Genomic DNA, 26661 nt, shown 5'->3' on the forward strand with positions numbered 1-26661 from the left:
CCGGATCAACCGACAACCCGATTCTCAGACGAGGGGCTGACAATGACACTCTCCGCAAACTGGTCCTATCCCACGGACATTCGTTTTGGCGCCGGTCGCATTGCCGAACTCGGCGAGTGCTGTGCGGAGGCAGGCATAACCCGGCCATTATTGGTGACCGACCGGGGGCTGGCAAACCTGCCCATCACTCAACAGACGCTCGATTTAATGGAGCAAGTCGGCCTCGGGCGGGCCATGTTTTCGGACGTTGACCCCAACCCCACGGAAATCAACATGGAAGCGGGCCGGAAGGTCTTCCTTGATGGCGGCCATGATGGTGTGATTGCTTTTGGTGGCGGGTCCGGCCTGGACCTTGGAAAACTGCTGGCTTTCATGGCGGGCCAGACCCGGCCAGTGTGGGACTTCGAGGATATCGGTGACTGGTGGAAGCGCGCGGACGCCGACGTGATTGCGCCCATCATCGCCGTACCGACGACCGCCGGCACAGGCTCGGAGGTGGGGCGAGCGAGTGTGATCGTTAACAGCCAGACCCACGTCAAAAAGATCATCTTTCACCCCCGGATACTGCCGTCGATTGTTATCTCCGACCCGGAACTGACGGTCGGTATGCCGCCGTTCATTACCGCGGGAACCGGCATGGATGCCTTTATTCACTGTTTTGAAGCGTTCTGTTCGCCCAACTTCCACCCCATGAGCCAGGGCATTGCGCTGGAGGGCATGCGGCTGGTGAAGGAAAATCTTCCCCGGGTGTACGCGGATGCCGCTGATATCGAGGCGCGCGGGCAGATGCTGGTCGCTGCCGCCATGGGCGCTGTGGCGTTCCAGAAAGGCCTGGGAGCGACCCACGCGGTTTCTCATACGGTTGGGGCGATCTACAACACCCACCATGGTATGACCAACGCCGTGGTACTGCCATCGGTCATCACCATGAACCGGCCTGCGATCGAAAACCGGGTCGGCGATATTACCCGCTACCTGGGCATTGCCAATGGCTTTGACGGGTTTACCCAGTTCATCATGACGTTACGGGAGTCGCTGGCCGTGCCCGAACGTTTGAGGGACATGGGTGTGGGGACGGATCGCATTGAGGAAATGACTAAAATGGCGCTTGAAGACCCCAGCGCCGGTGGTAATCCGGTGAAGATGACAGCGGAAAACACGCGAGCTTTGTTTGAAGCCTGCATCTGATTGATCTATTGTCGGTTTTGGCCAAATGTCACGCCAAAACCCGAGCCAAAAGGAACGCAAATGGCAGACAATCAGGACACTCACAGCAAACTCATCGGCTACCTGCTCTGGATCTTCGGGTTCCTGGGCTCGCACCGCTTCTACTACGGCAAGCCTATCACCGGCACCATCTGGTTCTTCACACTGGGGTTGCTGTTCATCGGCTGGATTATCGACTTGTTCCTGATCCCGGCCATGGACCGGGAGGCGGATCACCGATTCCGTGAGGGCGAGGTCAGTTTCAACATCGGTTGGATTCTACTGACCTTCCTTGGTGTGTTTGGTATCCACCGGATGTACATGGGCAAGTGGATCACCGGAATCATTTACTTGCTGACGGGCGGTCTGTTCCTGGTGGGTGTGCTTTATGATTTCTGGACACTGAACAGCCAGATCTCGGAACGCAATCAGGAAGTGAAGTTCGGCTAGGCGTTACAGCCCAGCGGCCTGCTCCAGCTCGGTCAGGCCCTCTTCAAGATAATCCAGCATGCGCTGCAGGCTGGGCAGGGTGCGACGGCAGCCAATCAGCCCGAATTCCACCTGATCGCAGTAGCTGGTCAGGGTCATATTCAGAGCGATCCGATCCATGGCAATGGATACCGGATACATCCCCTCAAGCTTGGCGCCGTTCCAGTAACTGGGTTCTTTGGGCCCCGGTACGTTGGAAATCACCACATTGAAGGTCTGCCACTTCGGCGCCAGCCCCGTTAGCAGGTTGAAGCTCGCCGGGGCCAGCAGCAGCGCCGTGTAATTCAGGATTTCCTCTGGGGACATGGCCGCGTAGCGCTGTTTGGAGGCTTTCACGTCTTCGTGGATATAGCGCAGCCGCTCAGCCGCGTCGTTCAGGTGGGTGCCCAGGGAGGCGAGGATAATACCCACCTGGTTGCCACCGGAGCTGTCATCCGTGCGCAGGGAAACCGGTACCATGGCGACCAGCGGTTTTGTTGGCAACGCGTCCTGATTCATCAGGTAGGTCCGCAGGGCCGTGGCACACATGGTCATGACCACGTCGTTGACCGTTGTGCCGAACGCGGTGCACACGGCGCGGATGCGCTTCAGGCAATAGGACTGGGCGGCAAAGCGGCGTGAACCGGTGATCTTGCCGTTAAGCACGCAGCGGGGTGCGTGAAAGATAGAATCGTAGGCAGGGTCCTTGCGGGCCCGGTTTACCGTGGTCAACAACGCCTTGGTGACGGCTGGAACCGTGCCCAGCTGTTTACCGGATTCCCCGAGCAGATGTGCCACATTGCGCCACATGGATGGGCCATCGGAATCGCCATGGTTGCGGCTGCGTTTTGGCAGCGACCAGATAGGCGGCATGTCACGCTGCTCAGAGTCCTGCGAGAGCATACGCTGAAACAGTCGCATGGCGGACACGCCGTCCACCAACGAATGGTGCACCTTGGTGTAAACGGCAAACTGCCGCTCCTGAAAGCCTTCAATGAGGTGGAATTCCCACATCGGCCGCTCCCGGTCCATCAGGTGGCTGTGCTCGGCAGAGACAAACGACAACAGCTCACGAATCCGACCCGGGGTGGGCAGGGCCTCGAAGCGGAAATGGTGCTCCAAGTCCAGTTGTTCGTCTTCCACCCAGACTGGCTGGCCAAACTTATGGCTCAGGCGCCGGTCGAAAGGGGGTGTGACAATGGTCTGTTCCCGTAACCGTTCAGCAAGTTGTGCGACATAGTCGTCGGGCGCATCCTCTGGGAACGAAAACAGCTGCAGGCCACCAACATGCATGGGCTGCTGGCGCTTTTCCAGCCACAGGAACACCTGATCTACCGGGCTTAGTGCTTTCACGGTATAAACGTCGCCTTATTATGATTCTTGTCTGGCCGTCAGTGTTGCAGTATTTATGGCTGGGTGGAAGCGGCTTTTCGTACCTGTTTCGAGGCCTGCCAGGAGGCGATTCCCAGGTTATGCTACGGCTGACTCTCTACTGGTTGCCGGGATTTCGACCCGAACGCTATTGCCGTCCAGAAGGACCGGGTAGGTTCGAACGGCGACTTCGTCGTCTTCCAGGCATTGACCGGTCTGCAGGTTGAAGTGTTGCTTGTACAACGGAGACGCCACCACCGGCTGCCCTTTCAGGTCCCCGGTAATGCCCCGCGCCAGCACGTTCTTACCGGTAAACGGATCGGTATGGCTGATCGCAAACAACGCCGGCAACCGATGCGGCAGATAAAACACAGCCACCGGCCCATCTTCGGTCCAGACCGCAACGCCGGACTCCGGCACAAGATCATCAACGGTACAAACAACGTCCCAGGAAGTGCGTGCTTTCATAACATTCTCCAATTTCATGTCGTTTACAGCGCGCCCAATCACAATTCAATAGTTCTGAGTAAAAGTGATGCGTCGCCCTGTTTGCTTTTTAAAAGCGTTAACTCGTGCCTGGATGAGCGTGGGGGTCGATATTTTTTCCCGCCAGGAAAAAGGTGTCCGAGCGCAGCGAGTTCTTTTTACCAAGGGAAAAAATATCGACCCCCGCGCTCCACCCCAAGCCACCAGTCCTAAGCAGGCTCCCCCTCAAGCAAAGGCCGACGCTGATCCCGCTCAGTAGTCCACTCCTGCACCGGATCCTTCTTCTCAGGCGCATTCACAAACTCCCGGAACCGCTTCCGCTTCTCAGGATCCTCAACTGCCGTCTTCCACTCGCACTGATAGGTATCCACCAGATCCGCCATGTGCTGCTCCAGCTCCTCACCAACGCCAAGGCTATCCTCCAGAACCACCTGCTTCAGGTAATCCAGGCCACCTTCCAGATTCTCCATCCATACACTGGTGCGCTGCAGACGGTCCGCCGTGCGAACGTAGAACATCAGAACGCGGTCAATGGTACTGATCAGCTCCTCATCACTCAGATCCGTGGCAAACAAATCCGCGTGGCGCGGACGCATGCCGCCGTTGCCACATACGTAGAGATTCCAGCCGTTTTCCGTGGCGATCACGCCGATGTCCTTGCTCTGGGCTTCGGCACACTCTCGGGTGCAGCCAGACACAGCCATCTTGATTTTGTGGGGCGAGCGCAGGCCCTTGTAGCGATTTTCCAGAAAGATCGCCATGCCCACACTGTCCTGCACCCCATAGCGGCACCAGGTACTGCCCACGCAGGATTTAACGGTACGCAGGGATTTGCCGTAGGCATGGCCGGTTTCGAAGCCGGCGGCGATCAACTTCTCCCAGATTTCCGGCAACTCGCTCAAAGTGGCGCCGAACAGATCCACCCGCTGGCCACCAGTGATCTTGGTGTAAAGGTTGTATTCCTTGGCTACCTCGCCCAGCACGATCAGCTTGTCTGGAGTGATTTCGCCACCCGGCACCCGTGGCACGATGGAATACGTGCCGTTCTTCTGCATGTTGGCCATAAAGGTGTCATTGGTGTCCTGCAGCGGTACATGGTCCGTTGCCAGGATGTGTTCGTTCCAGCAGGTGGCGAGGATGGAGCCCACTGTCGGTTTGCAGATGTCGCAGCCGTGGCCCTTGCCATGCTCCCGGATCAGCGTCCGGAAGGTGCGGATGCCATTGACCTTGACGATGTTGAACAGGTCCTGGCGGCTGTACGGGAAGTGCTCGCAGATATCCTTGCTGACCTCCACGCCACGTTTTTCCAGCTCGCTGTCCACCACGTTCTTCAGCAGTGCCGCGCAACCGCCACAGCCGGTGCTGGCTTTGGTTTCTGCTTTCACACCGGCCAGGTCGCTGCAACCGGCATCAATCACGCCACAGATATCGCCCTTGGACACGTTGTGGCAAGAACAGATCGAGGCGGTTTCGGGCAAGGCGTCCGGGCCGAGGGCGGGAGCACCGCCCTGGTTTTCCGGCAGAATCAGGGTCTCCGGGTTCTCCGGCAGCTCAATGCCGTTCAAGGCGTATTGCAGCAGAGTGTCGTAGTGACTGTTGTCGCCCACCAGGATCGCGCCCAGCAGGGCCTTGCCGTCTTCGCTGATCACCATGCGACGGTAGTGGCCGGCCTGCTCATCGTTAAAGCGGATGTTGCGGGCGCCCGGAGTCTGGGCGTGGGCATCGCCGATGGAGCCCACGTCCACCCCCAGAAGCTTGAGTTTGGTGCTCATGTCGGCGCCGGTAAAGGCCGCTTCACGGTCACCATTCAGCACCGACGCCAGGGTGCGGGCCATGGTGTAGCCTGGCGCCACCAGGCCGAAAATCTTCTCACTCCACAGGGCACACTCGCCGATGGAATGGATGTGCGGGTCCGAGGTGGTGCACTGGTCATTGATAACAATACCACCGCGCTCACCGATGGCCAGTTCGCTGGCGCGTGCCAAGGCATCCTGCGGGCGGATGCCCGCGGAGAACACGATCAGGTCGGTTTCCAAATGGGTGTCGTCACTGAAATTCATCCGCAGGCGGGCTTCTTCGCCCTCGACGATGTCAGTGGTCGCCTTTTCGGTGTGCACCTGAACGCCCAATTCCTCAATTTTGCGTTTGAGCAGGGCACCGCCGTCGCTGTCGAGCTGCACCGGCATTAGCCGGGGTGCAAACTCCACCACGTGGGCGTCCAGTCCCAGGCTCTTGAGTGCATTCGCTGCTTCCAGACCCAGCAGGCCACCGCCCACCACAACGCCGGTTTTAACACCGTCGGCGCTGGCACGGATGCTGTCCAGGTCTTCCAGGGTGCGATACACCAGGCAATGGGGGTGCTCGTTGCCCTTGATCGGCGGCACGAACGGATAGGAACCGGTGGCCAACACCAGTTCGTCGTAGGCGTAATCGCCCATCGGTGTGGTAATGGTTTGATTGGCGCGGTCGATGCCGGTTACCTGTTCGCCCAGGCGCAGGTCGATGTGGTTCTCGGCGTACCAGTCGGCGGTGCCCATGGCCAGGTCGGCATGGGTGGAACCACCAAAGTACTCGGACAGGTGAACCCGGTCATATGCCAGCAGTGTCTCTTCACCAAACACCTTGATGTCGAAGTCTGCTGCTGCCGGTGTTTCTATCAGCTGTTCCAGGAAATGATGGCCGACCATGCCGTTGCCAATCACGATCAGGGATTTCTTGCTCATGGTAATTCCTCTCTCTGTTCCCGGCCGCTTTAAGCGGCTTCGCAGTAGTGCTTGCCAAAGGCCAGATGGGCCCGGTAAGGGCTAATGTCATCGGCTTGCTGAATGCGTTCGCTGTACCAGGGGCCGTCGCTGGTTTCGCCGAAGAGCACGGCGCCCGTGAGTTTTTGGTTACGGATCAGCAGGCGGCAGTAGCGATTGGTGTCGTAGTCCTGCCAGACCACGGACTCGGTGTCGGGGTCTGCTTCGGTCTGGCCACAGGAAAATATCGGAATGCCGCTGATCTTCAGGCGTGTCGGGATCGTGGACGACTCAAAGGCTGCGTGGCTGTCGGAGTGACACAGCACTTGCGCCAGTACATCGGCCTGCTGGTAGCCCGGCTCCACCAGCCCGAAGGTCTGGTTTTCCACCTGGCAGCATTCCCCCAGAGCATAGATGTGTGAGTCGCTGGTTTGCAGTTTTGGGTTCACGCGGATGGCGCGATCGCAATTCAGACCGGCCTCCCGTGCCAGTTCGGTGTTTGGCGTAATACCGGCGGCAATCACCACCAGGTCGGTGCTGATCAGGGTTTCATCGTCCAGTTGTACGGCCCTCACCAGATTGCGACCGAGAAGGGCCAAGGGGGACGTTTGAGTGCGAATGGTCAGGCCGCGTTCGGTCAGGGCCTGTTTCAACAGTGCGCCGCCGGTTTCGTCCAGTTGTCGGTTCAGCAGATGGCTGCCGCGGTGCAGAACAGTGACCGCCATACCCCGGCTGCGCAGCCCTTCAGCCGCCTCCAGACCCAGAAAGCCACCACCGATGACCACCGCGCGGCGATGGCGCTGGCTGGTTTGGATGAGCTGGCGAGTGTCTTTCAGGTCTCGGAATCCCATGACACCTTCGAGGCCCTCGCCCTCCAGCCCAAGACTGGCGGAGCGGGAGCCCGTGGCCAGAACCAGTTTGGAGTAGCACTGAGTTTGCCCGCTGGCCGTGGTGACCGTGCGGTCTTCCCGGTTAATGGCGGTAACGGGGTCTCCCTGATGCACGGTGATGTTGTTGTGCTGGTACCAGTCTGATTGCTGCAGTTGCAGACTGTCTTCGTTGGCATCGCCGGCCAGGAGTGACGAAAGCTGGATGCGATTGTAGGCAGGAGTCGTCTCACCATTGAACACCACAATGCGCTCAAAAGGTCGGTGCGGTTGAGCAACCAGTTTTTCGAGCAGACGCTGGGCCACCATACCGTGCCCGCAGATAACGAGAGTCTGTTCTGCCTGTGCGCTCATGATCGTGATGCCCTTCTTGTGCCCGAAACAAAAAAAGCCGGAGCATCTGATCCCCGAAGGAACTCGATGGTCCGGCGCCAATGCCAACAACAATGATCTGATGGTCCGGCCGATCCATAGCCGGGACATTCTTCCCTGTATCTACAGTAGCGAACGCCGTGCCAACATGATTAGTCCTTTATTTACATGGAGTTATAATGTGAGATGTTCAGTGTGGCCCGACAGCAGTGCGCTCCTGCGGGGCGGCGTGCACCGGATCGGTGCTTGAGACCGGTGCTGAGCGCCCGTCTCTGATACGTCAAAATCAGGCTATACGGCGAACCGGACTTTCCCGGTCGTCGCTGCCGGCGTTCGGTGTGTCGTCACCCTCAGTCAGTTCGCGTGACGACCCTTCAGATTCTGAAGGCGTTTCAGCCGCTGTTTCTTTCTGTGCCTCGTCGTCTTTGCCGGGAAAACGCTGCTTTTCGTAAAGGAAGGACAGCACTGCCTGGCGATAGCGCACATATTCTGGATGATCGGCCAGGGTGACCCGGTTTCGTGGTCGCTCCAGCTCAATGTGCAACTCTTCCCCGATGGTGGCGGCCGGCCCGTTGGTCATCATCACAATCCGGTCCGACAGCAGCACCGCCTCATCCACATCATGGGTAATCATGATCACGGTGCTGTTCAGGTCCTGCTGAATGTTCATCAGCGAATCCTGCAGGTGGGCCCGGGTCAGCGCATCCAGTGCGCCGAATGGCTCGTCCATTAACAGCACGCTGGGCTTCATCGCCAGTGCCCGGGCAATCCCGACCCGCTGGGCCATGCCCCCAGAGATCTCTCCGGGGCGTTTATCCAGAGCGTGGTCCATGTTGACCAGCTTGAGGTTGTGAAGAATCCATTCCTTCCGCTCGGTTTTACTCATGGATTTTCGGAACACTTGCTGTACGGCCAATTCAACGTTCTCGTACACGGTCAGCCAGGGCATCAGTGAGTGATTTTGGAACACCACCGCACGTTCCGGCCCCGGTGTGTTCACCTCATGCCCATCCAGTACGCAACCTCCTCGCGTAGCCTGTAAAAGCCCGGCGACAATATTGAGCACGGTCGATTTACCGCAGCCGGAATGCCCGATCAGTGATACGAATTCACCTTTGCGGATCTTCAAGTCTACGTTTTCCAAGGCCACAAACGGTCCATCCTTGGTATCAAAGGCCATCTGCACATTGGTCAATTCAAGATGCGACTTACTCATAACAATCTCCTCAAAACTTGCGGAGCGCCGGTCGGTATTGGCCTCCCGGGACCGTCAAAAACATGGATGTTTTTGTCGAGCGTACAGGGACGTATTCACCGCGTGTCCCGGGAGGCCAATACCGCCCGGTGCGGCCTTCACCAAAGTCAGAGGCTACTCGTTCCAGGCAACCCGCTTCTGAATCAACAACATGATTCGGTCCAGCAAAAAGCCAATAAAACCGATGGCCAGTACCGCCACCATTATTCGGCTCAGGGATTCGCTGCTGCCGTTCTGGAATTCGTCCCAGACAAATTTTCCGAGGCCGGGGCTCTGGGCCAGCATTTCGGCCGCTATGAGAACCATCCAGGCGATGCCCAGGGACACTCTCAGGCCGGTGAAGATCATCGGAACAGATGACGGCAACACGACCTTGCGAACGTGAGTCCAGAACGACAGTTGCAGCACTTTAGACACGTTCAACAGATCAGGATTGACTGCTGAAACCCCAACGCTCGTGTTAATCAGCGTCGGCCACAGGCTGCACAAAGTGACCGTGATCATCGATGTCAGGAATGACTTCTCGAACATCGGGTCATCACTGACGTACGTAGCTGACACCACCATGGTGACCAGCGGCAGCCACGCCAGTGGGGAGACCGGCTTGAAGATCTGGATCAACGGATTGATGGCCGCCGAGAAGTGACGGTTGAGGCCTATGATGATGCCTAAAGGCACGGCAATGAGGGTGGCCAGCACAAAGCCGGCCAGCACGGTGCCGAGGCTGGTGAAGATCTGGTCGATGAACGTGGGTGCGCCGGGATAGTCGCGGATCTTCACCTCCGCGTCCGGGTTCTCCGCCAGGATGCGTTCGTTGCGTTCCTCCTGCATGGTCACGAACTGCGCCGCCCGGTCCCGCTGGTTGCTGTGCTCCTGCCAGAGCTGACCGGACTGTTCCAGCACATCGGCCGGGCCCGGAAAGGCGCCCAGGGATGTTTGCACCTGGGGCGCGGCCAGATGCCAGAAACCCAGGAACAGCGCGATACCAATGGCTGGTAGAAGCAACTGGCGGAAGGTTTCGGCCAGGTTCTGGCCGGACAGCTTTTCCGTCAACGCACGGAGCCAGCGTTGGCCTGATGATAACGAGTCGGTCTGGCTGAGCGTGGTCATGTGATGTCTCCTGACACTCAAGTCTTAAGGGGTTTGCGAGCCTTTCAGGCCAATCTCAAAGCTGTCGATGTAGGCGTTCGGTGTCCTCGGAGTGAAGGCCACGCCGTCGATCAGCTCGCCCTGGTGAGGGCGAACAAAATTCTCCGCACCCAGGTCCGGGAAATCCTCTGCCTTCAGCGTGCCGTCCTCAATCAGAGTCCGGGCCGCTTCCTTGTAGATGTCGGCGCGGTAGACCTTGGCCGCGGTTTCCATATACCAGTCGTCGGATTTCGGTTCGGGGATCTGTCCCCAGCGACGCATCTGACTCAGATACCAGATGGCATCGGAGGGATACGGATAGGTGGCGTAGTAGCGAAAGAACACGTTGAAGTCTGGCACTTTGCGCACGTCGCCTTTCTCGTATTCGAACGTACCGGTCATGGAATTGGCGATGACTTCCTCGTCGGCGCCCACATAGCTTGAGCGGGACAGGATCTTCACCGCCTCTTCACGATTGGCGTTGTCATTTTCATCCAGCCAGTGGGCGGCACGGATCAGTGCACGAAGCAGCCGGAGATGGGTGTTGGGGTACTGCTTGGCCCAGGCTTCGGTCACGCCAAACACTTTCTCGGGGTTGTTGGGCCAGATTTCGTAATCGGTGATGACCGGCACGCCGATGCCTTTGAATACTGCTTGCTGGTTCCAGGGCTCACCCACGCAATAGCCCTGAATGGTGCCCGCTTCCATGGTGGCGGGCATTTGCGGTGGTGGCGTGACCGACAGGTGAACGTCTGCGTCTATGTTGCCGCTGGTATCACCGCGATGGGGAGCGTAGAAGCCGGGATTCAGTCCGCCGGCCGCCAGCCAGTAACGAAGCTCGTAGTTGTGGGTGGACACCGGGAAAACCATGCCCATGCGAAAACGCTCGCCCTTGTCACGGTACTGGTCGATGACCGGTTTCAGGGTAGCGGCACTGATGGGATGAGCGGGATGGCCGTCACTGCCGTCTTCAATGTGTGGGTGCATTTGCTCCCAGACGTCGTTCGACACAGTGATGCCGTTGCCGTTCAGGTCCATGCTGAACGCGGTGATGATGTCTGCCTGGGTGCCGTAACCGATGGTCGCGCCAAGTGGCTGGCCTGCCAGCATGTGGGCGCCATCAAGGGTGCCGGTCACCACGCCGTCAAGCAGAACTTTCCAGTTGGCCTGGGCTTCCAGTTCTACGAACAGGCCTTCATCCAGGAAAAACCCCTGTTCCCAAGCAATGGCCAGTGGCGCCATGTCCGTCAGTTTGATGAAGCCGAGCTTCAGGTCCGGCTTTTCGGCCGGGCCGATGTCGGCGTGTGCAGAGCACGCCGCTGTTAAGATCAGGAATGTCGCTGCGAGTGTTTTCAGGTGCATGGTGCTCTCCCGGAGTATTATCCAGACAAAAAAAAGCCTGCCCCCCGTTTCCGGGACGCAGGCGTCAATGCCTGGTGTTCTGTCAGTTTTCATCACCGCCGTTTATCGGAGCAGTGGATGCAAGATCGTCTGTATTTACAAAGCAGCCCGCGTGCCATGTTTTTAAGATGTTGATTTGTATATTAAAATATGGATTTTTTCGAAATTGGGCGTTATTGGAGGCGGGTTTTCGTGGCTGTTTTAGTGCGTGACGCTTCGTTATTGGGCGCGGCGTTATCGGCCAGCCAGTCGTGAAGGTGTTCTCCCAACAAGCGGTCGCTGGCAACGTCCACCGGGCCGTAACGGCCGGACAGGGTAAAGGGCAGTTGATGTCGGCCCTCGGTCTTGCTGTCTATAACCGGTGAGTCAATGCCCATGGACGCCGCCGCGTCGCGGAACAAATCCGGCCTGACTACCTGCCGAACCATGGCGCCGTTCACCGGGCCGAGTTGGCCCCGAAGCGTCAGGCGGGTTGCCAACCAGTGGGCCTGTGACAGCCAGGGAAAGTTGGCGGAATGGTGAAAAAAGTGTTGATGCAGTCGTGGATGAAAAAGGCTGTACGGGTGATTATCCAGTACATTGATCTGCTGCCCAAGGTATTCGGGCTTTGCCAGGATATCCCGCAACAGGCGATGGTTATGGGCGTTGTCCAGCCACTGGCAGGCTGCAAGCAGTGCCCGAAGTAGGTGCCTGTGCATAACATCGTGCTGCTCCGTCCAGTCGGCGCGCATACCCAGTACTTTTTCCGGGGCGTTCTGCCAGATCTGGTGACCGGAGTGAAGAATGTGCCCCAGTGCTTCATATTCCAGAAGGCTGTTCCAGGGCTCACCGACACAGCAGCCCTCAATGGCGTTTGAGCGGAATGCGTCCACCATTTGAATAGGAGAAACCGGGATGATTTGTACATGCTGTTCTGCGTCTGGCCCGGCAGAGGTCAACCAGTCCCGGAGCTGAAGGTCATGGCTTGACCAGGGCGCCACTGAGGCTAACCGTATTGGCTCGCCCCTGCCCTTGGCCAGTCGTATCAGCGCGCGTGCGGTGGCTATCGGGTTCTCCAGATCCGTAGCTGAACGGATCAATTCGTGATGCAGCCGCGCGCTGAGGGTGATTCCGTTGCCATTGCGGCTTAGCACCATGCCCACCACAACGGGCACTTTGGGACGGTCGCTTGCCAGGGACATACTCAGCGGCATCGGCGCCAGCATGTGGCCGCCGTCCAGCAGGCCGAAGCTGACCTTATCGCGCAATGAAGCCCAGGAGCCTTCGCGCACCAGTTCCACATCCAGCCCTTCGGCGTCAAACAGCCCCAGCTCACGCGCAACGATCAGTGGCGCGCTATCCAGCAGGGGTACAAAGCCGAGACGGACCTTGAATCCGGGATGTTTGTGAAGCGGGGTTGGGCGAACCATGGGTGCTCCCTAACAGTGTTGATCAGGATGCTTTCTTGATGGAGCCCACTGAGCCCTGGCTACATCTTTCCAACAGTGTAATGACACGCCCCGCCATAACCGCCAGGCGTTCACTGTGCTCCATGGCGGAGCTGCGCAGCATGCGATAGGCCGTTTCCTCATCGCAGTTTTCATGCCGCATGATCAGCCCTTTGGCTTTCTCAATCACCTTCCGGTCTTCCAGTGCCGAACGGGTTTCTTCCAGCTCGGTTCTCAGCGCCTGAAAGGATTCGAACTGCGCTACGGCTGAGTCGATGATCAAGCGAACCCGTTCCGGTTGAATGCCGTCGACAACGTAAGCACTGACGCCAGCCTTCACTGCGGCATGGATGGTGGCGCGGTCACCGGGCTGGTCGGCGAAGAATACGATGGGCCGGGGGGCATGAGTGTTGAGGGTGCTCATGTTTTCCAGGGTATCCCGGTCAGGCGAGTCCATATCAATAATCACCATGTCCGGCTGGTCGCGGGCAACCGCTGCGGTCAGACCGGTGGCATCCGGGCGCTGGCGAATCACTTCATGGCCCTCGTGGCTGAGCGCCTGGCAGACCTGGCTCGCCCTTTCGGGGTCCTTGTCGATCAGAAGGATACGAAGGGGTTCTGGCGAATTCATGATGGTTTCCTCAATGTACAGGCATTGGATGCCTTTCACTTAACGCTGTCAGAAAAAACGGTTCCATCAGCGGTATTGCAATAAATTTGCCAGGGTTACTTGAAGTGGCCTGAGTACGGTGATGTAGCCGTTTCCTGGTTCTGGAGTCGGATTATTTGTTCGCCAAATATGCGCCCTGATTGGGCATATTTGGGTGCCTTGCACCGTTATGACCCGGAATAGAGCGTCTTGAGCCGTTACAGAATCTGCAAAAACGCCAGATGGCTCGTTTTTTCAGGGAATGGCCCTGGATTTGCACATATCATGACGAACGTTTGCAGCGACAGCTGGAACGTAAATCCTAAACAGCCATGTCCGGGCCTTTTGATTCCGGACATGAACGCTGGCGATGAAGCCCGCATGCCCGACAACCATTTTGTGGAGAACGGGGCACGGCGGGCTTTTTTGTGCGTGTAACACTCAGGAGACACTGTGGACGTATTCAAACCTGGCGAGGCTCCGGTGCAGACCACCTGCCCCTACTGTGGGGTTGGTTGTGGTGTATTGGCCTATTCCGATACTGGTACACCGGTGGCTGGGGACAAAGGCCATCCTGCGAACAAGGGACGCCTTTGCGTCAAGGGTTCCAGCCTTCACGAAACCACCGGCCAGGAAGACGGACGGTTGCTGTTCCCGGTTGTCAGGGGGCGCCGCAGTGAATGGGCGCAGGCGCTGGATGAGGTGGCTCATGCGATACAGGACAGCGTCAAGACTCATGGGCCCCAGTCGGTGGCCTTTTATCTGTCCGGCCAGTTGCTGACTGAGGACTACTATGTCGCCAACAAGCTGGCCAAGGGCTTCATTCGCACACCTCATGTGGATACCAACTCCCGGCTTTGTATGTCGTCGGCCGTGGCTGCTCACAAACGGGCCTTTGGGGCTGATGTGGTTCCCGGATGCTACGAAGATCTGGAATTGGCGGACTTGCTGGTGCTGGCTGGCAGTAACGCTGCCTGGGCGCACCCGGTGCTCTATCAGCGCATGAAAGCCAGTGCACGCGATGGGCGCCGGGTGGTCGTTATTGATCCGCGCCGCACCGCCACCAGTGAGTTGGCGGACCTTCACCTGACGTTACGGCCGGGCACCGATACGGTGTTGTTCAATGGTTTATTGTGCTGGCTTACAGAGCACGGTGGGCTGGACCAGGCCTACATTGATGACCACTGCCAGGGGTTTGATGATGCTTTGGCAAGCGCACGAGCAGCAGCCCCAAGCGTCGAATCGGTGGCACAACAGTGTGATCTTGCACCCAAGGACGTCGAAACCTTTTATACCTGGTTTGCACAGACGCCGCGAACGGTCACCGGCTTTTCCCAGGGGATAAACCAGTCGATTGCCGGCACCGACAAAGGCAATGCCATTATTAATAGCCATCTGGCGACAGGCCGGATTGGTAAGCCCGGTGCAGGGCCCTTCTCCCTGACCGGCCAGCCCAATGCCATGGGTGGACGGGAAGTCGGCGGGCTTGCCAACACGCTCGCCGCTCATATGGATTACGACAGCCCCGGCGCTCGATCACGGGTGGCGAATTTCTGGGGAACCGGTGCGGTGGCCGATGGCCCGGGGTTCAAGGCGGTGGACCTGTTTGAGGCGGTTCATCGTGGCGATATCCGGGTGATCTGGATTATGGGGACCAACCCGGCGGTCAGCCTGCCGGATTCGGCTCGGGTCCGGAACGCATTGGCACGTTGCCCCACTGTCATCGTTTCGGACTGCGTAGCCCACACCGACACCACGGACCTTGCCGACATTCTGCTCCCTGCTGCCGGATGGGGTGAAAAAGATGGCACGGTCACCAATTCGGAACGGCGAATCTCGCGGCAGCGTCGCTTCCTGCCCCTGCCGGCTGCGGTAAAGCCGGACTGGTGGATCTTGAGTTCCGTGGCCCAAAAAATGGGGTTTGGCGAGGCCTTTGACTACGACCAGCCGGCGGACATCTTTCGCGAGCATGCTTGCCTTTCGGCCCATGAAAACAACGGCGAGCGCCTATTCAATCTCGCTGGGCTGGCCAACCTGTCGGATTCCGGCTACGACACCTTGAAACCCGTGCAATGGCCGGTTTTGAACAGCGCTGCGTCTGGCGCAATCGACTCGGCACGACTGTTTACTGACGGCCGTTTTGTCACCGACAACCAGCGTGCCCGGTTTGTCGCCATCAACACCCAATGGCCGGCGCAGCAAACCAACGCAGACTACCCCATGGTGGTCAACACCGGCCGCATTAGGGATCAGTGGCACACCATGACCCGGACCGCCAATACGCCACGGTTACTGACTCACCGCTCGGAGCCCTATGTGGACGTGCATCCCGACGACATTGTCGCGCACCAGCTTACCGAGGGGCACCTGGCCAGGTTGAGCCTTCATGACGGCAGTTACGTGGGGCGAGTCCGAAAAAGCGCCGAACAGCGGCGTGGTGAGGTGTTCATACCCATCCACTGGAACCGCCAGTTTGCCTCCAGTGGGGTGGCCACCCTGCTGACGGAATCCATGACCGATCCAGTGTCGGGCCAGCCGGAAGCCAAACACGGGCGGGCGGCCCTAGCGCCATTTCGCGCCCATTGGCACGGACGATTACTGGTCAGGCGCAACCGGCCCCGGCGCTGGCGGGCCGACTACTGGTGCCAGGTGCCATTGCATAACTGCGACAGCTGGTGGCTCGCCGGTCGGCAACCTGTTGAATGGCCGGCAGCCATGACCGAGTGGCTGGGCGGAAAGGCGCATCTGGTTATGGCCGACGCTTCCCAGGGCAGGTTCCGCGCGGCCCGGGTGGTGAATGGCCAACTGGAGGCTGTGCTGATGGTCGATAGCAACCCGGTATTGATACCGGACGCCAGTTGGCTGGATAGCTGTTTCGCGGAAGCAGAACTTTGTGAGTCCAGCCGCAGGGCGCTGTTGGCTGCACGGGATGTAGACGTGGATGATCCGGGCGCGATGATCTGCAGCTGCTTTCAGGTGGGGGAAAACCAGATAGCCGGTGCCATCGCCGAAGGGGCGGAGTCCGTAGAAGCCCTGGGTGATAGCCTGAAATGCGGCACCAATTGCGGCTCCTGTATTCCGGAGTTGCGCGATTTGCTTGCGGTATCAGTCCGCGAGAGCGCGTAGCAGAACCAGGGGGACCCGGTATCGCAAGCCGCGGCAGCGCCCGGTTCCCTCGACGGTACAGGTTTTCCGGTTCACCCGGATGATCCGACCTTCCAGCTCTCGTTTGCCGGCACCAAATCCCACGGCATCACCCACTGTCCAGTTGGCAATGAGCTGACGGGAGTCCGACTCCGGAATAGGTTCGTCAGGGGCCGCAAGCCCCGCCTCCTCGGCCTGAACGGCAAGATGATGCCTGGCCGCCTCAGCGCCACCACTGGTGTGGAGTTCGTCCAGAATCCGGTAAAAGTGCTGATTATGGACGGAGCCGCGATAGCGCTGGCCCGACACGTGTTGGAGCAGGTGCGCGAACTCGTGGCAACACGTGTGTGCCAGCAGGTTCAGGGTTGTGACCGTGCCTCCGAAATACTCTCGCTGTCGGATTTCCCGACCGGACAGCCAGCCGCCAACCGCGTCGGGCTCGTGCTTGGCCATGATCATACGTTTACCGTAGGTAATCTGGTGCTGTTTCAGACGTGGGTCAAAGCGATGGTAGGTGGCCTGTCCCGAGCCGACACGGCAAAGCAGGGTAGTGGCGGGGAGTTGACTGCGAACCCATTGTTGGGCGGGTGACCAGAGAACTTCTTCGGTTACTGCACACATCAGGTTGCCAAGTTGAATGGCACTGTTTGTTGGAATGGTCATTCTGGGTGAGCCTGGGTGAAAGTCTTCTACCGCGAATCGATTTGAACACGCCAAGGGTACCTTTCGGTTTGCCAGTTTGCTATGGCCCTGTAGCGCATTGTTGTTTAGAGCCTCCTCCACATTTTGTATAGTGCTTGCCTCCGGAGCGAACGCCCAGCCATGCAGAGTGATGAATCAGATAACGCCGACGAAGCCGCCGCTTGAACACTAAACGGTAATCAGACAAACTGTCACCAGATATCGATTAGTGGTGACAGTTTGTCTGATTCCGGCTCTGCCCGATCCTCCTGGGTACAACTGCAAACCCTGTTCCGCCAGCACGGCGGCCAGCTTCGCCTGAGTGAGGCCCTGGCCTGGGGCTTTAGTCGGTACCAGTTCTATCAGCTCAGGGACGAGGGGCTGATTGAGCCCGTCAGTCGTGGGCTTTATCGGCTGGCGGATCTGCCATCCATTGAAAACCCGGATCTGGTGGCCGCCGCTACCCGTTTCCCCAATGCCGTGCTTTGCCTGATTTCCGCGCTGGACTGGCACGGAATCACCACCCAGATTCCCCATCAGGTGCATCTGGCGGTGGAGCGGAATGCCCGTTTGCCCGTACTCGATTATCCGCCGGTGGCCGGGTACCGCTTCTCCGGACGGGCCTTCACTGCAGGCATTGAACAGGTGGATGTGGATGGCATCATCCTGAACGTCTACAGTCCGGAGAAAACCCTGGCGGACTGTTTCAAGTTCCGGAACCGCATCGGCATGGATGTGGTGCTGGAGGCGCTGGAGCTTTATCGGACCCGTAAAACCTTCCTTCCAGGCAAACTTATGGAATACGCCAGAATCTGTCGTGTTGCCAAGGTGATGTCACCCTATGTGGAAGCAAAGCTGTGAATGGAATCAACAAAGTGAAAGGAGATCACGATGGTTAAAAATACCGCCGCATCTGTTCGACAGAAACTGCTGAATAAATCCCGGGAAGAAAAACGCCCCTTCCAGGAGCTGTTGCAGTATTACGCCATGGAGCGGTTTCTGTATCGGCTCAGCCAATCGCCCTGTAGTGACTGTTTTACCCTCAAGGGTGCATTAATGCTCTGGGCGATGCAGGGGCCGAACAGCCGACCGACACGGGATATTGATATGTTGGGCCAGACCAGCAATGAACCGGAGTCGATTCTGGCCCAGGTGCGAGACATCATAGCGGCTGAGGTGACGGATGATGGCTTGCGTTTTGACGCGGATAGCCTGAAGGCTGAGGCTATCACTGAGGATGCGGACTACCAGGGATTGCGGGTGACATTTACCGGCATTCTCGACAAGGCAAAGATTCAGATGCAACTGGATATCGGCTTTGGTGATCCCATATCTCCGTTTCCATCCTGGCTGGAGTTCCCGGCCTTACTGGATTTTCCGGCTGCACGGATCAAGTGCTACACGCCGGAGTCGTCCATTGCTGAGAAATTTCAGGCGATGGTGAACCTTGGTGAGCTGAACAGCCGGATGAAGGACTTCTATGATATCTGGTTGCTCTCGCGCCAGCACGAATTCCGGTTGGAAAACCTCAAGGGTGCGGTTGAGGGCACCTTTCGGAAGCGTGGGACGGATATCCCTGAAGCAAGTCCCTTTCCTGCCGCTTTTGTAGACAGCAAGCAGCCTCAGTGGCAGGCTTTCCGTAAACGCCTTGGCCAAGACCATGTGCCAGAGGTGTTCTCGGAGGTTGTAAAGGCGGTGATTGAATTTCTCGGCCCTGTAATGGCAGGCACGCTCGCTAAGACACCGGAGGAAATCTGGCACCCACCCGGTCCATGGAGTCGGCAGGCCAATGGCTAGTTTTATTTCGGAAGACAACATTGAGTAAGCACTGCTGCAGCGCCTCCAGCACATTCACGGTTTCAACGTGCTGGATTGCTATACACGTCGTGGCTACTTGGGTAAAGGCATGGTGGTCACCCTGGATAAGTTCACCGCCGTGCGTATGTACGACAAGGTACAGCATCATTGGAAAGCTGAGCAGAGGCGCCTGCTGACACTAACCAGGGAGTCGGGCAACGAGGTGGAGAAGGCCCGCTTCAAGAACATCGGTATTTTCAATAAGGCGGCGGGTACGTTGCTAATTTGAGTATTCGTTTGCCCACCGCAGTGGGCTTTATGAACCTGTATGTGTTTCATATGCCGGACGAAACTGTGCTACTAATTTCGTCAAACTGGCCTTCGGGGAAACTGATAATCAGGATGGTGTCTGGGTGGTCGTCATGTATCAGATAGCCTGTCAGGTACTCACGAACCTTTGCCGAGAACCCTGTAAATCCCGAGGAGACGTTCAGTGCTTGGGTCTTTACAGTGTCAGATTCTGAGGCGGATCTCAGGGTTTTCAGAATATCGGGCGATGAGGCCACGTCGGCTGGTATTGGTTCGACCCGTAGGTATCCGATGGCTTTTCCATCACGAAACAGTGTTATGTCGTTTTTGTCGATACGAACGGCATCGAACAACTCCGACCGAATGGATACCGCATAATCCTTACTGGGTGAAAACGATACTGACTGTGTCGATGCGCAACCGGCGAGTACAAAGCCCAGAACGATTGATACGAAAAATTTCATATGCTCCCACATCCATTTCTTATCGTAGAGAGGTTTCCAGCGGACTCTTGAATTGTAACCCACGAGTTAGTTTGCAGGTAAGGCTGATTCTAACTGAGCCTCTAATGAACGGCTCGCCTGCTGCCCGGATAACGCGAAGGGCCCACTTTCGAATACCGTTGGCTGGAGTGAGAAGATCTTTCGGATTTGGAACGGAGTCGATCCACTTGCTGCATTCCTCAGTTTCAGTGATGAGATGCGCGGCAAGTTCTATGGTTTCTGACGTTATGCTTCCGGCATGAAAACGGTTCGCTATGCGTTCACCCTAGAAAGCGGTGACTATTGCCTGAATGGCCGCAATTTCTTCTTCGTTAAGGCTTACGTCGCTCACTACCAATCTCCTTTTGATAGTTGGGAATGTGAAGAGAGGGACCGAAGTCCCCCTCTCTGCTCACTATAGCGAGGCTTAGCCTTCGATCGGCGAACGCCAGTCGTCTGCACCGGAAGTACCGGCAACAGCGTGTTCCCAGGTCACTTTACGGTAGGACAGAGACGCGGTAACCAGCTGGGTGAAGTCAGCGCTGGCGGCGTCCTGGCAGTGCGGCATGTTGCAGTTGATGTCGATGATGGTGGCATCTTCGAGGATGGTGGAGAAAAAGTGCTCCTGCTTGCCTTCAACAGAGGTGCGGTACCACTTCAGCTCAACCTTAGGCAGCATTTCGCCGGAAGCCAGGGCGTTGTACATCAGCGGCGTTGCTTTGTTCAGTGCAGAAGTGAACTTGAACGGCTTGTGAACGCGCTGGCCTGAAGGCTGACCGGACTGGGGGTCAGTCGGAACGGTGACAACGTGGCTGAATTCCTGAACCAGCACTTCGTCTTCGTGACCTTCAACGTAGATGTTGCCTACGGAATCGGAAGTGAATGCGCCGGCGGTGATGTTGCCCTGAGTTTGGCCTTCGATGCTGATATAACAAGGAGTTGGCATAGTCTGCTCCATGACGTGTGAATGAGTAAATGTCCTCGGGTTTTCCCTGGACACATAACAGTTAACAAACGCCGTGCCATAATTTAAAACCACTGAAATTACAATGAGTAAGCTTTTCTTATCGGATAGTGTATTGGTAGGCAGGCAAAGGATTGCTGGCTTTGAAGCGAGATCTTGCTGGGTGGGCGAAAAATTGCTCAGCGCAGGTTGAAGCGTACCGGCAGGGTATAAGTGAAGGTCTGACCTTTCATGGAGTCGGGCACTTCAGGCAAGGGCTCCGCATCCTTGAGCATGTCTAGCGCAGCGTCGTTCAGCAATGCGTGGCCTGACGTACTGTGGAGGGAATGGCGGACCAGAGAACCGTCGCGACTGAATTCAAATTCTACCACTGGGGTGCCTTCCTGCCCCAGGCGTCGGGCGCGGCGTGGGTATTCGTAAAAACGGCTCAGGTGCCGGCTCAGTTCCGTGAGGTAGCGGTCTACGTCGGAGGACGCTCCGGCAGTGAGTTCAATCTGCTGGTTGAGGCTTTCTTCTTCAGCGGTGTTTTCGGACACCTCCTCCGAACGCGTGTCGCTTTCAGGCGCATCAACCTGGGGCTCAGGTTCTGTCACTTCGGGTTGCGGTGTCGGCTCAGGTTCGGGTTGTGGCTCGGGTTCCGGTTCCGGCACAATTTCTGGCTCTGGCTCTGGCTCTGGCTCTGGCTCTGGCTCTGGCTCTGGCTCTGGCTCTGGCTCTGGCTCTGGCTCTGGGGGTGTTTCCTGTTCAACGGGCGGCTGGGGTTCGGGTGTTTCGGGCTCGCGTTTGCCGGCTAGGGAAATTTTGATCGCCGGGGCTGAGTTAACGGCGGCGTTTCCGAGCGGTTTCAGCTCGGGAATTCGCTCGGGGGTGGCGATCACCACCACAATTGCAGTGATAACAACGGAAACGAGCAGAAGAAGGCAACGGACGGTCTTGCTGGCACCCATCAACTGGCGGGCTCCGTCAGCAGGATAACTTCCTGATAGCCGCTTTCTTCCAACACGCGAAGCAGAGATTCCAGATCAGACATGGCAATCTCGCGTTCAGCGGCGATTTTTAACGGGGCTTCGTCATCCGGTGCCGGCAATGCATTGGACAGGCCATCAGACGTTACGGTGCGTCCGTCGACTTGCCAATCGCCTTCTGCGGTGACGGTGAGGTCCGCATGGGGTTGCTCGTTGCCGGCTTGTTGCCCGGTGCCGGGCAGCTCTGGCAACGGAGTGTCCGACAGCTGACCCGCCACAATAAAGAACATCAGCAGCAGGAACACCAGGTTAATGAGCGGCAGGAGAGCGTCCTCAAGACGCTCCATCAATGACTTTCCCGAGGTAACGGGCGGCGGCACCAGATCCGTCATGGCTGCTCCGCAGCGTCAGGGGTGCGTTTCCAATGGGTGGTAACGCCACTGTCAGTGAGCTGACTGTAGGCCTGGGTGAAATGGGTCAGTTGGGTGGCAGACTCTGTGGCAAGGTTGATTTCGCTGACGCCGCCGGCTCGGAGTTGCTTGATCAGCGCGCCCAACCCATAGGTTTCTCCCTGCCAGCGAGCTTGGCCGTCAGATTGGATAACCACTTCGGGAATTGGCTCTCCGGTTACTGAACTGGTCTCGCCCGTGCTGTTGCTCAGCTCCATGAAGCTGACCGGCAGAAGACGGCTGGTGAGCATGAAGAACACCAACAGAATGAAGACCACATCGATCAGTGGGGTGATGCGGATCGGGATCGGGCGCGCCGGGCGCGGTTCAACCAGTTGCATTGGCCAGGCGACCCTGATGCTCGTCCCCGGAATACTCCACGACGCGCCCAGTCCTGGTGCCGGAAGCTGGTGCCGGTTCATCGTGGGCATTCATCTCCGGTTCGCTATCTGTTGTGGCGACGGGGACCGAAAGGATGGTAACCAGTGCGCTATTAATGGTTTTCTGGATACGCCGCAGGCGGAACTCAATCCAGGCGGCCAACGCTGCAAACGGAATGGCGATAACCAGGCCGGCCGCGGTTGTGGTGAGTGCTTCGTAGATGCCGCCGCTCAACTGGGAGGCATTGGCGCGCCCTTCGGTAGCGGCCATGGCTCCAAACGCCTCCATCATGCCCAGAACGGTGCCTAAAAGGCCTAGCAACGGCGCCAGAGCGGCAATTACTTCGATGATCTTCAGCGGTGCCTCGAACGGCTCGAGGGCCTCATGGGCGTCCCTGGCGACGGATTCCCGAATCTGCTGGGGATCGGTGCCAGCATTACGGGCGTTCATGGTGTTGACGATCAAGTGGTGCAATGGATTCAGTCGGGCGTATCGGCCGGCGCTCTGTTGGAGGTGTTCCGTTACGTTGCCGTGAGGCTTTTGTTGCCATTCCGTAATGGCTTTTTTAAGTTTGGAGGTAAACCTGGGCGCAAAAAAAGTGCCGAATAACATGAGGTAAAAAAAGGTGACAACACCCGCCAGGGCAATGGCCAGCAATACAATCATGACGGGGCCGCCCATTTCCAGCAGCTGACTGACCGGGCCGGCGTTGATTCCGGTGGTGTCGGCGAGCAGGGACTCGGACATTGGGGGAAACCTCGATTAAGAAAATAGGTCTAAATAATAACGATTATCATTGAAATTGCAAGTTCTGTAACCTGTCGAAAGTCGAGTCTCTGTTAGACTTAACAATATGAAATCCTCTAATAATCGACATGCTGTCCAGTGAAAAACAAACATTTAGCACTTAGGGGCGCCAATCTGAACCTATCCTGCAGCCATGAACCGGGAGTCACGCCGTTGTGATGATAAGGCGCTGGCTTGCAAGCCTGGTCAACCGTGCTGTTGCTTTTGTCATCCTGGCCATCGTGCTGGCTGCACTGGCGGTGGCCGTGGTCAGTTCTCTGGTGGGTCGCTTGGAACTGGCGGGGCAGACAAGGGAGCAGGTGGAAACCATCGCGGAGCTGGTTGCCAGCGATCTTGATGCTCGCCTGGCCCAGCGCCGGGATACGCTGACTCATGTCGCGGAAGGGTTCACCATGGAGGAGCTTGTGCTGCGATCCCGCTCCCGTCTTCTTATTCGTCGCGAGATCGCGTTGCAACACATGTTCGATGGGCTCTACGTGTTTGATGCCAGTGGCAAGGTCATTGCCGAGTATCCGCAAAGCTTCCGGCAGACGGGGCTGGATATCAGTGGCCGTGATTATTTCCGCCAGACCTCAAGCCAGCTCACCTCCATTATCAGTGATCCTTATGTGTCGAACTATCGGGATCGGCCCGCCGTTATGATGACGGCGCCGATTTTCGACCATCGCCAACGGTTTATCGGAGTGCTGGGAGGGGCGGTTTTTCTCGACGGTGACAACTTCATGGAAGACACCAGCAGTGTCAGTATCGGCAAAACCGGATATGTCAGCATTGCCACCCGTACTGGTGTAACCCTGGGCCACGGCCGTACCGGTGAAACCATGGTACCGCTCAGGCTTGAGAACGAGGCCCACAAGAAGGCAATGGCGGGTTTTGAAGGCACTATGCAGACACTTGACCAGGAGGGCACCGAAACCATCACCTCGGTGCGGCAAATGTCACAGGTGCCCTGGTTTGTGGCCGCAGTATGGCCGGTGAAAGAGGCCTATGCGCCGCTCAGCCGGTTGACGGACAGCTTTGCTCAGACACTCCTGATCGTGATTTTAATCGTGGCGCCCCTGGCGCTGGTGGTGTTTCGCAGGTTGATGGCGCCCATGCGGAATCTGGGGTTCCAGATCAGTGAGCGCCACCTGGGAATACGGGGTGAGCCAGTGGACGTTCTGGGAGGCACGGAAATCCGACAGGTTGCGGAGACCTTCAACACCGTGATGGAAGAACGGGACGAAGTGCTGTCCTCCCTGGCCGAGCGCGAGGCGTTTTTTCGCTCGCTCACCCAGAGTGCGCCAATCGGCATTATCCAGACCGATGTTCTGGGCAGGATTGAGTTCGTTAACCCGGCGTTTGAGCGGATCATCGGGGTCAGCACCAACGATCTCCAGCACACTCCCCTGATCGAAGGTGTTTATGAAGAAGACCAGGCTGGCACTATTGAAGCCTGGCGAGAGGCTTTGCGCAGTAAGTCGGTGTTCCGAGGGCGATTCCGTCTGAAAAGCCGATCTGGAGATGGCGTGGTGTGGGCGGATGCCATGACGTCGGTGATTGAGACGGAGGAGCGTTCCCTGGGTACCATCACCGTGGTCAGGGATATCACCCACGAGCTGGAAATTGAAGCGGAACTGGCTGAGGAACAGAAACGCGCAGACAGCATTCTGGGTGTCTTGCAGGAAGGCGTACTGATGGTGGATGCCGATGGCATTATCCGTTACTCCAACAAAGCCGCCAGTGGATTCCTGGGATTGGCCGAAAACGGCGAGCAGCAGAACTTTTTCGCGTTGGCGTCGATTGAAGACGAAAGTCATCGCTGGGAAGCGGACGATTTTCTGCGCAGTGCCGATGTGGATAGCTTGTATGCCACTCTGCGAAACAGGACAGGCCGACTATTCGATATAGACCTGGCAATGCTCCATCTTCGGCGGAAAAGCCATAATCACCGTATGGTGTTCGTGATCCGGGATGACAGCGCCCGCCGTCGCGAAGAAGAGCGGCTGTCCTGGGAGGCGACCCACGACAGCCTGACCGGCTTGCTCAATCGCCGTGCGTTCAATTCGTCACTGGTCAAATGCCTGGCGGATACCAACAAGAAAACGGCGGCCAGCGTTTTGATGCTGATCGACCTGGACTACTTCAAACCCGTCAACGACGAAGGCGGGCACTTGCTGGGAGATGATTTGCTGGGGCGGCTATCGGGCCTGCTCACGCAGTCCGTGCGCCAGTCGGATACGGTGGCACGCCTCGGTGGCGATGAATTCGGCATAATCCTGCCCGCCTGTGGTCAGCAGCGCGCGGTCGAGCTTGCGGAGAAAATCCGGGCCGGCATTGAGGCCCTTCGTATAGAGCAGGATGGCAAATCCTTTGGTGTAACAGCCAGTATTGGCCTGACAAAAATGTATGAAGCCGATTCCGGCCCACGCGAGGTGATTGCCCGTGCCGACGAGGGTACCTACGCCGCGAAAGCCCAAGGTCGCAATCGGGTGATGACGGTGCCCCTGCCATCGTCGCCGTCACCGGATTGATCACCACCATCCCGCAGAGCCACCCGCCTGCCACAGCAGGCGCAGTGCGAGCAGGGTCAGAAGAACGTTAAAGACGCGGCTGAAATGCCGATTGCTCAAGGATTTGAGAACGTGGAGCCCTAGCCAGGTGCCGGCAAAACCAAAGCTGATCATGGCCAGAATGAACATCAGCCAGTCGCGGAAAACGAAACCGGCCAGGCCAAAAACCAAAGCCTTGGGCGCATGCTGGAGCGTCATCGCCGTGGCGAAGGTCGCCACCGTTTTGAAGCGATCGGTGTGCATCTGCTTGATAAAGGATGCCACCAGGGGGCCGGTTGCGCCCACAAACAGGGAAATGAAACTGGTCAACGCAGAGGCAAGAAAAACCCCGACGCTGCCGAAGGCACCTCGTGGCAGGGCTGGGCCCCAGCATAGGTACAGCACGAAAACGCCAATGGTCAGTTGCCACAGATAGGGCGGCAGGTCGATCAGCAGCCAGGCGCCAAGCCCCGCTCCAATCAATACTCCCGGTGCGAAGGCGACAATGGCTTTCCAATCGGTATGCCGCCAGGTAAATGTGGCCCGCCCGGCATTGGAACCCAACTGGATCATACCGTGAACCGGTATGATCGCCGCCGGTGGTATCCAGAACGCCATCAATACCAACAGCAGAACACCGCCCCCGGCGCCAAGGCTGGCGGTAATCATTGATGTGATAACAGAGCTCAGCAGTAGAAAAATCGCTGTCGCTGTGCTCAGGCCTTCGGGAATAACGGTCAGTTCCAACGGGAGCTCCGGG

Annotated in this window: 24 protein-coding genes; 7 read left to right on the forward strand and 17 right to left on the reverse strand. The window is 57.8% G+C overall.

The window, feature by feature from the left end:
- Nucleotides 1-42: 42 nt before the first annotated feature.
- A complete protein-coding gene (locus AC0B60_RS05165; RefSeq protein ID WP_465084584.1) occupies nucleotides 43-1188 on the forward strand; it encodes an iron-containing alcohol dehydrogenase in 1146 nt (381 codons plus the stop codon).
- Between the two features lie 60 nt (nucleotides 1189-1248).
- Complete coding sequence (locus AC0B60_RS05170; protein WP_041332848.1) at nucleotides 1249-1656, forward strand: NINE protein; 408 nt, start codon at nucleotides 1249-1251, stop codon at nucleotides 1654-1656.
- 3 nt (nucleotides 1657-1659) lie between these two features.
- Here AC0B60_RS05170 and AC0B60_RS05175 read toward each other — a convergent pair whose 3' ends face one another.
- The 9 genes from AC0B60_RS05175 to AC0B60_RS05215 all read right to left on the reverse strand — a co-directional run bounded on the left by AC0B60_RS05175 (nucleotide 1660) and on the right by AC0B60_RS05215 (nucleotide 13373).
- Complete coding sequence (locus AC0B60_RS05175) at nucleotides 1660-3027, reverse strand: WS/DGAT/MGAT family O-acyltransferase (protein WP_465084586.1); 1368 nt, start codon at nucleotides 3025-3027, stop codon at nucleotides 1660-1662.
- 117 nt (nucleotides 3028-3144) lie between these two features.
- Entirely contained in the window at nucleotides 3145-3513 is a 369-nt protein-coding gene (gene nirD / locus AC0B60_RS05180) for a nitrite reductase small subunit NirD (RefSeq protein WP_465084587.1), read from the reverse strand.
- A 227-nt stretch (nucleotides 3514-3740) separates the two neighbouring features.
- Nucleotides 3741-6254: a nitrite reductase large subunit NirB gene (gene nirB / locus AC0B60_RS05185; protein ID WP_465084589.1), complete on the reverse strand. Its 2514-nt coding sequence runs from the start codon at nucleotides 6252-6254 to the stop codon at nucleotides 3741-3743.
- A 29-nt stretch (nucleotides 6255-6283) separates the two neighbouring features.
- Nucleotides 6284-7513 (reverse strand): NAD(P)/FAD-dependent oxidoreductase, encoded by a 1230-nt coding sequence (locus AC0B60_RS05190; protein ID WP_465084591.1) that lies wholly within the window; start codon nucleotides 7511-7513, stop codon nucleotides 6284-6286.
- Nucleotides 7514-7817: 304 nt separating this feature from the next.
- A complete protein-coding gene (locus AC0B60_RS05195) occupies nucleotides 7818-8711 on the reverse strand; it encodes an ABC transporter ATP-binding protein (RefSeq protein WP_465084696.1) in 894 nt (297 codons plus the stop codon).
- A gap of 189 nt (nucleotides 8712-8900) precedes the next feature.
- Nucleotides 8901-9896, reverse strand: coding sequence for an ABC transporter permease (locus tag AC0B60_RS05200; RefSeq protein ID WP_434049977.1), 996 nt, complete (start codon nucleotides 9894-9896; stop codon nucleotides 8901-8903).
- Nucleotides 9897-9920: 24 nt separating this feature from the next.
- Nucleotides 9921-11276 (reverse strand): CmpA/NrtA family ABC transporter substrate-binding protein, encoded by a 1356-nt coding sequence (locus AC0B60_RS05205; protein ID WP_465084593.1) that lies wholly within the window; start codon nucleotides 11274-11276, stop codon nucleotides 9921-9923.
- 212 nt (nucleotides 11277-11488) lie between these two features.
- Nucleotides 11489-12724 carry a CmpA/NrtA family ABC transporter substrate-binding protein gene (locus tag AC0B60_RS05210; RefSeq protein WP_465084595.1) on the reverse strand — a complete coding sequence of 412 codons (1236 nt, stop codon included), beginning with the start codon at nucleotides 12722-12724 and terminating at the stop codon, nucleotides 11489-11491.
- 22 nt (nucleotides 12725-12746) lie between these two features.
- Nucleotides 12747-13373: an ANTAR domain-containing response regulator gene (locus AC0B60_RS05215; RefSeq protein ID WP_465084597.1), complete on the reverse strand. Its 627-nt coding sequence runs from the start codon at nucleotides 13371-13373 to the stop codon at nucleotides 12747-12749.
- Between the two features lie 471 nt (nucleotides 13374-13844).
- Between AC0B60_RS05215 and AC0B60_RS05220 the strand changes: the two genes are divergently transcribed.
- Nucleotides 13845-16517 (forward strand): nitrate reductase, encoded by a 2673-nt coding sequence (locus AC0B60_RS05220; protein ID WP_465084599.1) that lies wholly within the window; start codon nucleotides 13845-13847, stop codon nucleotides 16515-16517.
- Here AC0B60_RS05220 and AC0B60_RS05225 read toward each other — a convergent pair.
- Entirely contained in the window at nucleotides 16497-17198 is a 702-nt protein-coding gene (locus tag AC0B60_RS05225; protein ID WP_465084600.1) for a hypothetical protein, read from the reverse strand. The two genes, AC0B60_RS05220 and AC0B60_RS05225, sit on opposite strands and share 21 nt — an antisense overlap.
- 258 nt (nucleotides 17199-17456) lie before the next feature.
- Between AC0B60_RS05225 and AC0B60_RS05230 the strand changes: the two genes are divergently transcribed.
- The 3 genes from AC0B60_RS05230 (at nucleotide 17457) to AC0B60_RS05240 (ending at nucleotide 19302) form a co-directional block, all read left to right on the forward strand.
- Nucleotides 17457-18077 (forward strand): type IV toxin-antitoxin system AbiEi family antitoxin domain-containing protein, encoded by a 621-nt coding sequence (locus AC0B60_RS05230; protein ID WP_465084602.1) that lies wholly within the window; start codon nucleotides 17457-17459, stop codon nucleotides 18075-18077.
- A gap of 30 nt (nucleotides 18078-18107) precedes the next feature.
- Complete coding sequence (locus AC0B60_RS05235; RefSeq protein ID WP_465084604.1) at nucleotides 18108-19013, forward strand: nucleotidyl transferase AbiEii/AbiGii toxin family protein; 906 nt, start codon at nucleotides 18108-18110, stop codon at nucleotides 19011-19013.
- A 67-nt stretch (nucleotides 19014-19080) separates the two neighbouring features.
- Nucleotides 19081-19302 carry a hypothetical protein gene (locus AC0B60_RS05240; RefSeq protein WP_465084606.1) on the forward strand — a complete coding sequence of 74 codons (222 nt, stop codon included), beginning with the start codon at nucleotides 19081-19083 and terminating at the stop codon, nucleotides 19300-19302.
- Between the two features lie 46 nt (nucleotides 19303-19348).
- Here the strand turns inward: AC0B60_RS05240 and AC0B60_RS05245 are convergent, their stop codons facing one another.
- The 6 genes from AC0B60_RS05245 to AC0B60_RS05270 all read right to left on the reverse strand — a co-directional run bounded on the left by AC0B60_RS05245 (nucleotide 19349) and on the right by AC0B60_RS05270 (nucleotide 23310).
- Nucleotides 19349-19786, reverse strand: coding sequence for a hypothetical protein (locus AC0B60_RS05245; protein ID WP_465084607.1), 438 nt, complete (start codon nucleotides 19784-19786; stop codon nucleotides 19349-19351).
- 445 nt (nucleotides 19787-20231) lie between these two features.
- A complete protein-coding gene (locus tag AC0B60_RS05250; RefSeq protein WP_250086986.1) occupies nucleotides 20232-20750 on the reverse strand; it encodes an Hcp family type VI secretion system effector in 519 nt (172 codons plus the stop codon).
- Nucleotides 20751-20947: 197 nt separating this feature from the next.
- Nucleotides 20948-21715, reverse strand: a complete 768-nt coding sequence (locus tag AC0B60_RS05255) for an energy transducer TonB (RefSeq protein WP_465084608.1) — start codon at nucleotides 21713-21715, stop codon at nucleotides 20948-20950.
- A complete protein-coding gene (locus AC0B60_RS05260; RefSeq protein WP_465084610.1) occupies nucleotides 21715-22125 on the reverse strand; it encodes an ExbD/TolR family protein in 411 nt (136 codons plus the stop codon). Before AC0B60_RS05260 ends, AC0B60_RS05255 begins: the two co-directional genes overlap by 1 nt.
- A complete protein-coding gene (locus AC0B60_RS05265) occupies nucleotides 22122-22523 on the reverse strand; it encodes an ExbD/TolR family protein (protein ID WP_465084612.1) in 402 nt (133 codons plus the stop codon). Before AC0B60_RS05265 ends, AC0B60_RS05260 begins: the two co-directional genes overlap by 4 nt.
- A complete protein-coding gene (locus AC0B60_RS05270; RefSeq protein ID WP_465084614.1) occupies nucleotides 22510-23310 on the reverse strand; it encodes a MotA/TolQ/ExbB proton channel family protein in 801 nt (266 codons plus the stop codon). Before AC0B60_RS05270 ends, AC0B60_RS05265 begins: the two co-directional genes overlap by 14 nt.
- 218 nt (nucleotides 23311-23528) lie before the next feature.
- Between AC0B60_RS05270 and AC0B60_RS05275 the strand changes: the two genes are divergently transcribed.
- Nucleotides 23529-25883 (forward strand): sensor domain-containing diguanylate cyclase, encoded by a 2355-nt coding sequence (locus AC0B60_RS05275; RefSeq protein WP_465084698.1) that lies wholly within the window; start codon nucleotides 23529-23531, stop codon nucleotides 25881-25883.
- Here the strand turns inward: AC0B60_RS05275 and AC0B60_RS05280 are convergent, their stop codons facing one another.
- Nucleotides 25884-26648: a sulfite exporter TauE/SafE family protein gene (locus tag AC0B60_RS05280; protein ID WP_465084615.1), complete on the reverse strand. Its 765-nt coding sequence runs from the start codon at nucleotides 26646-26648 to the stop codon at nucleotides 25884-25886.
- Between the last annotated feature and the right edge of the window lie 13 nt (nucleotides 26649-26661).

The sequence above is a fragment of the Marinobacter sp. V34 genome, assembly GCF_055524115.1.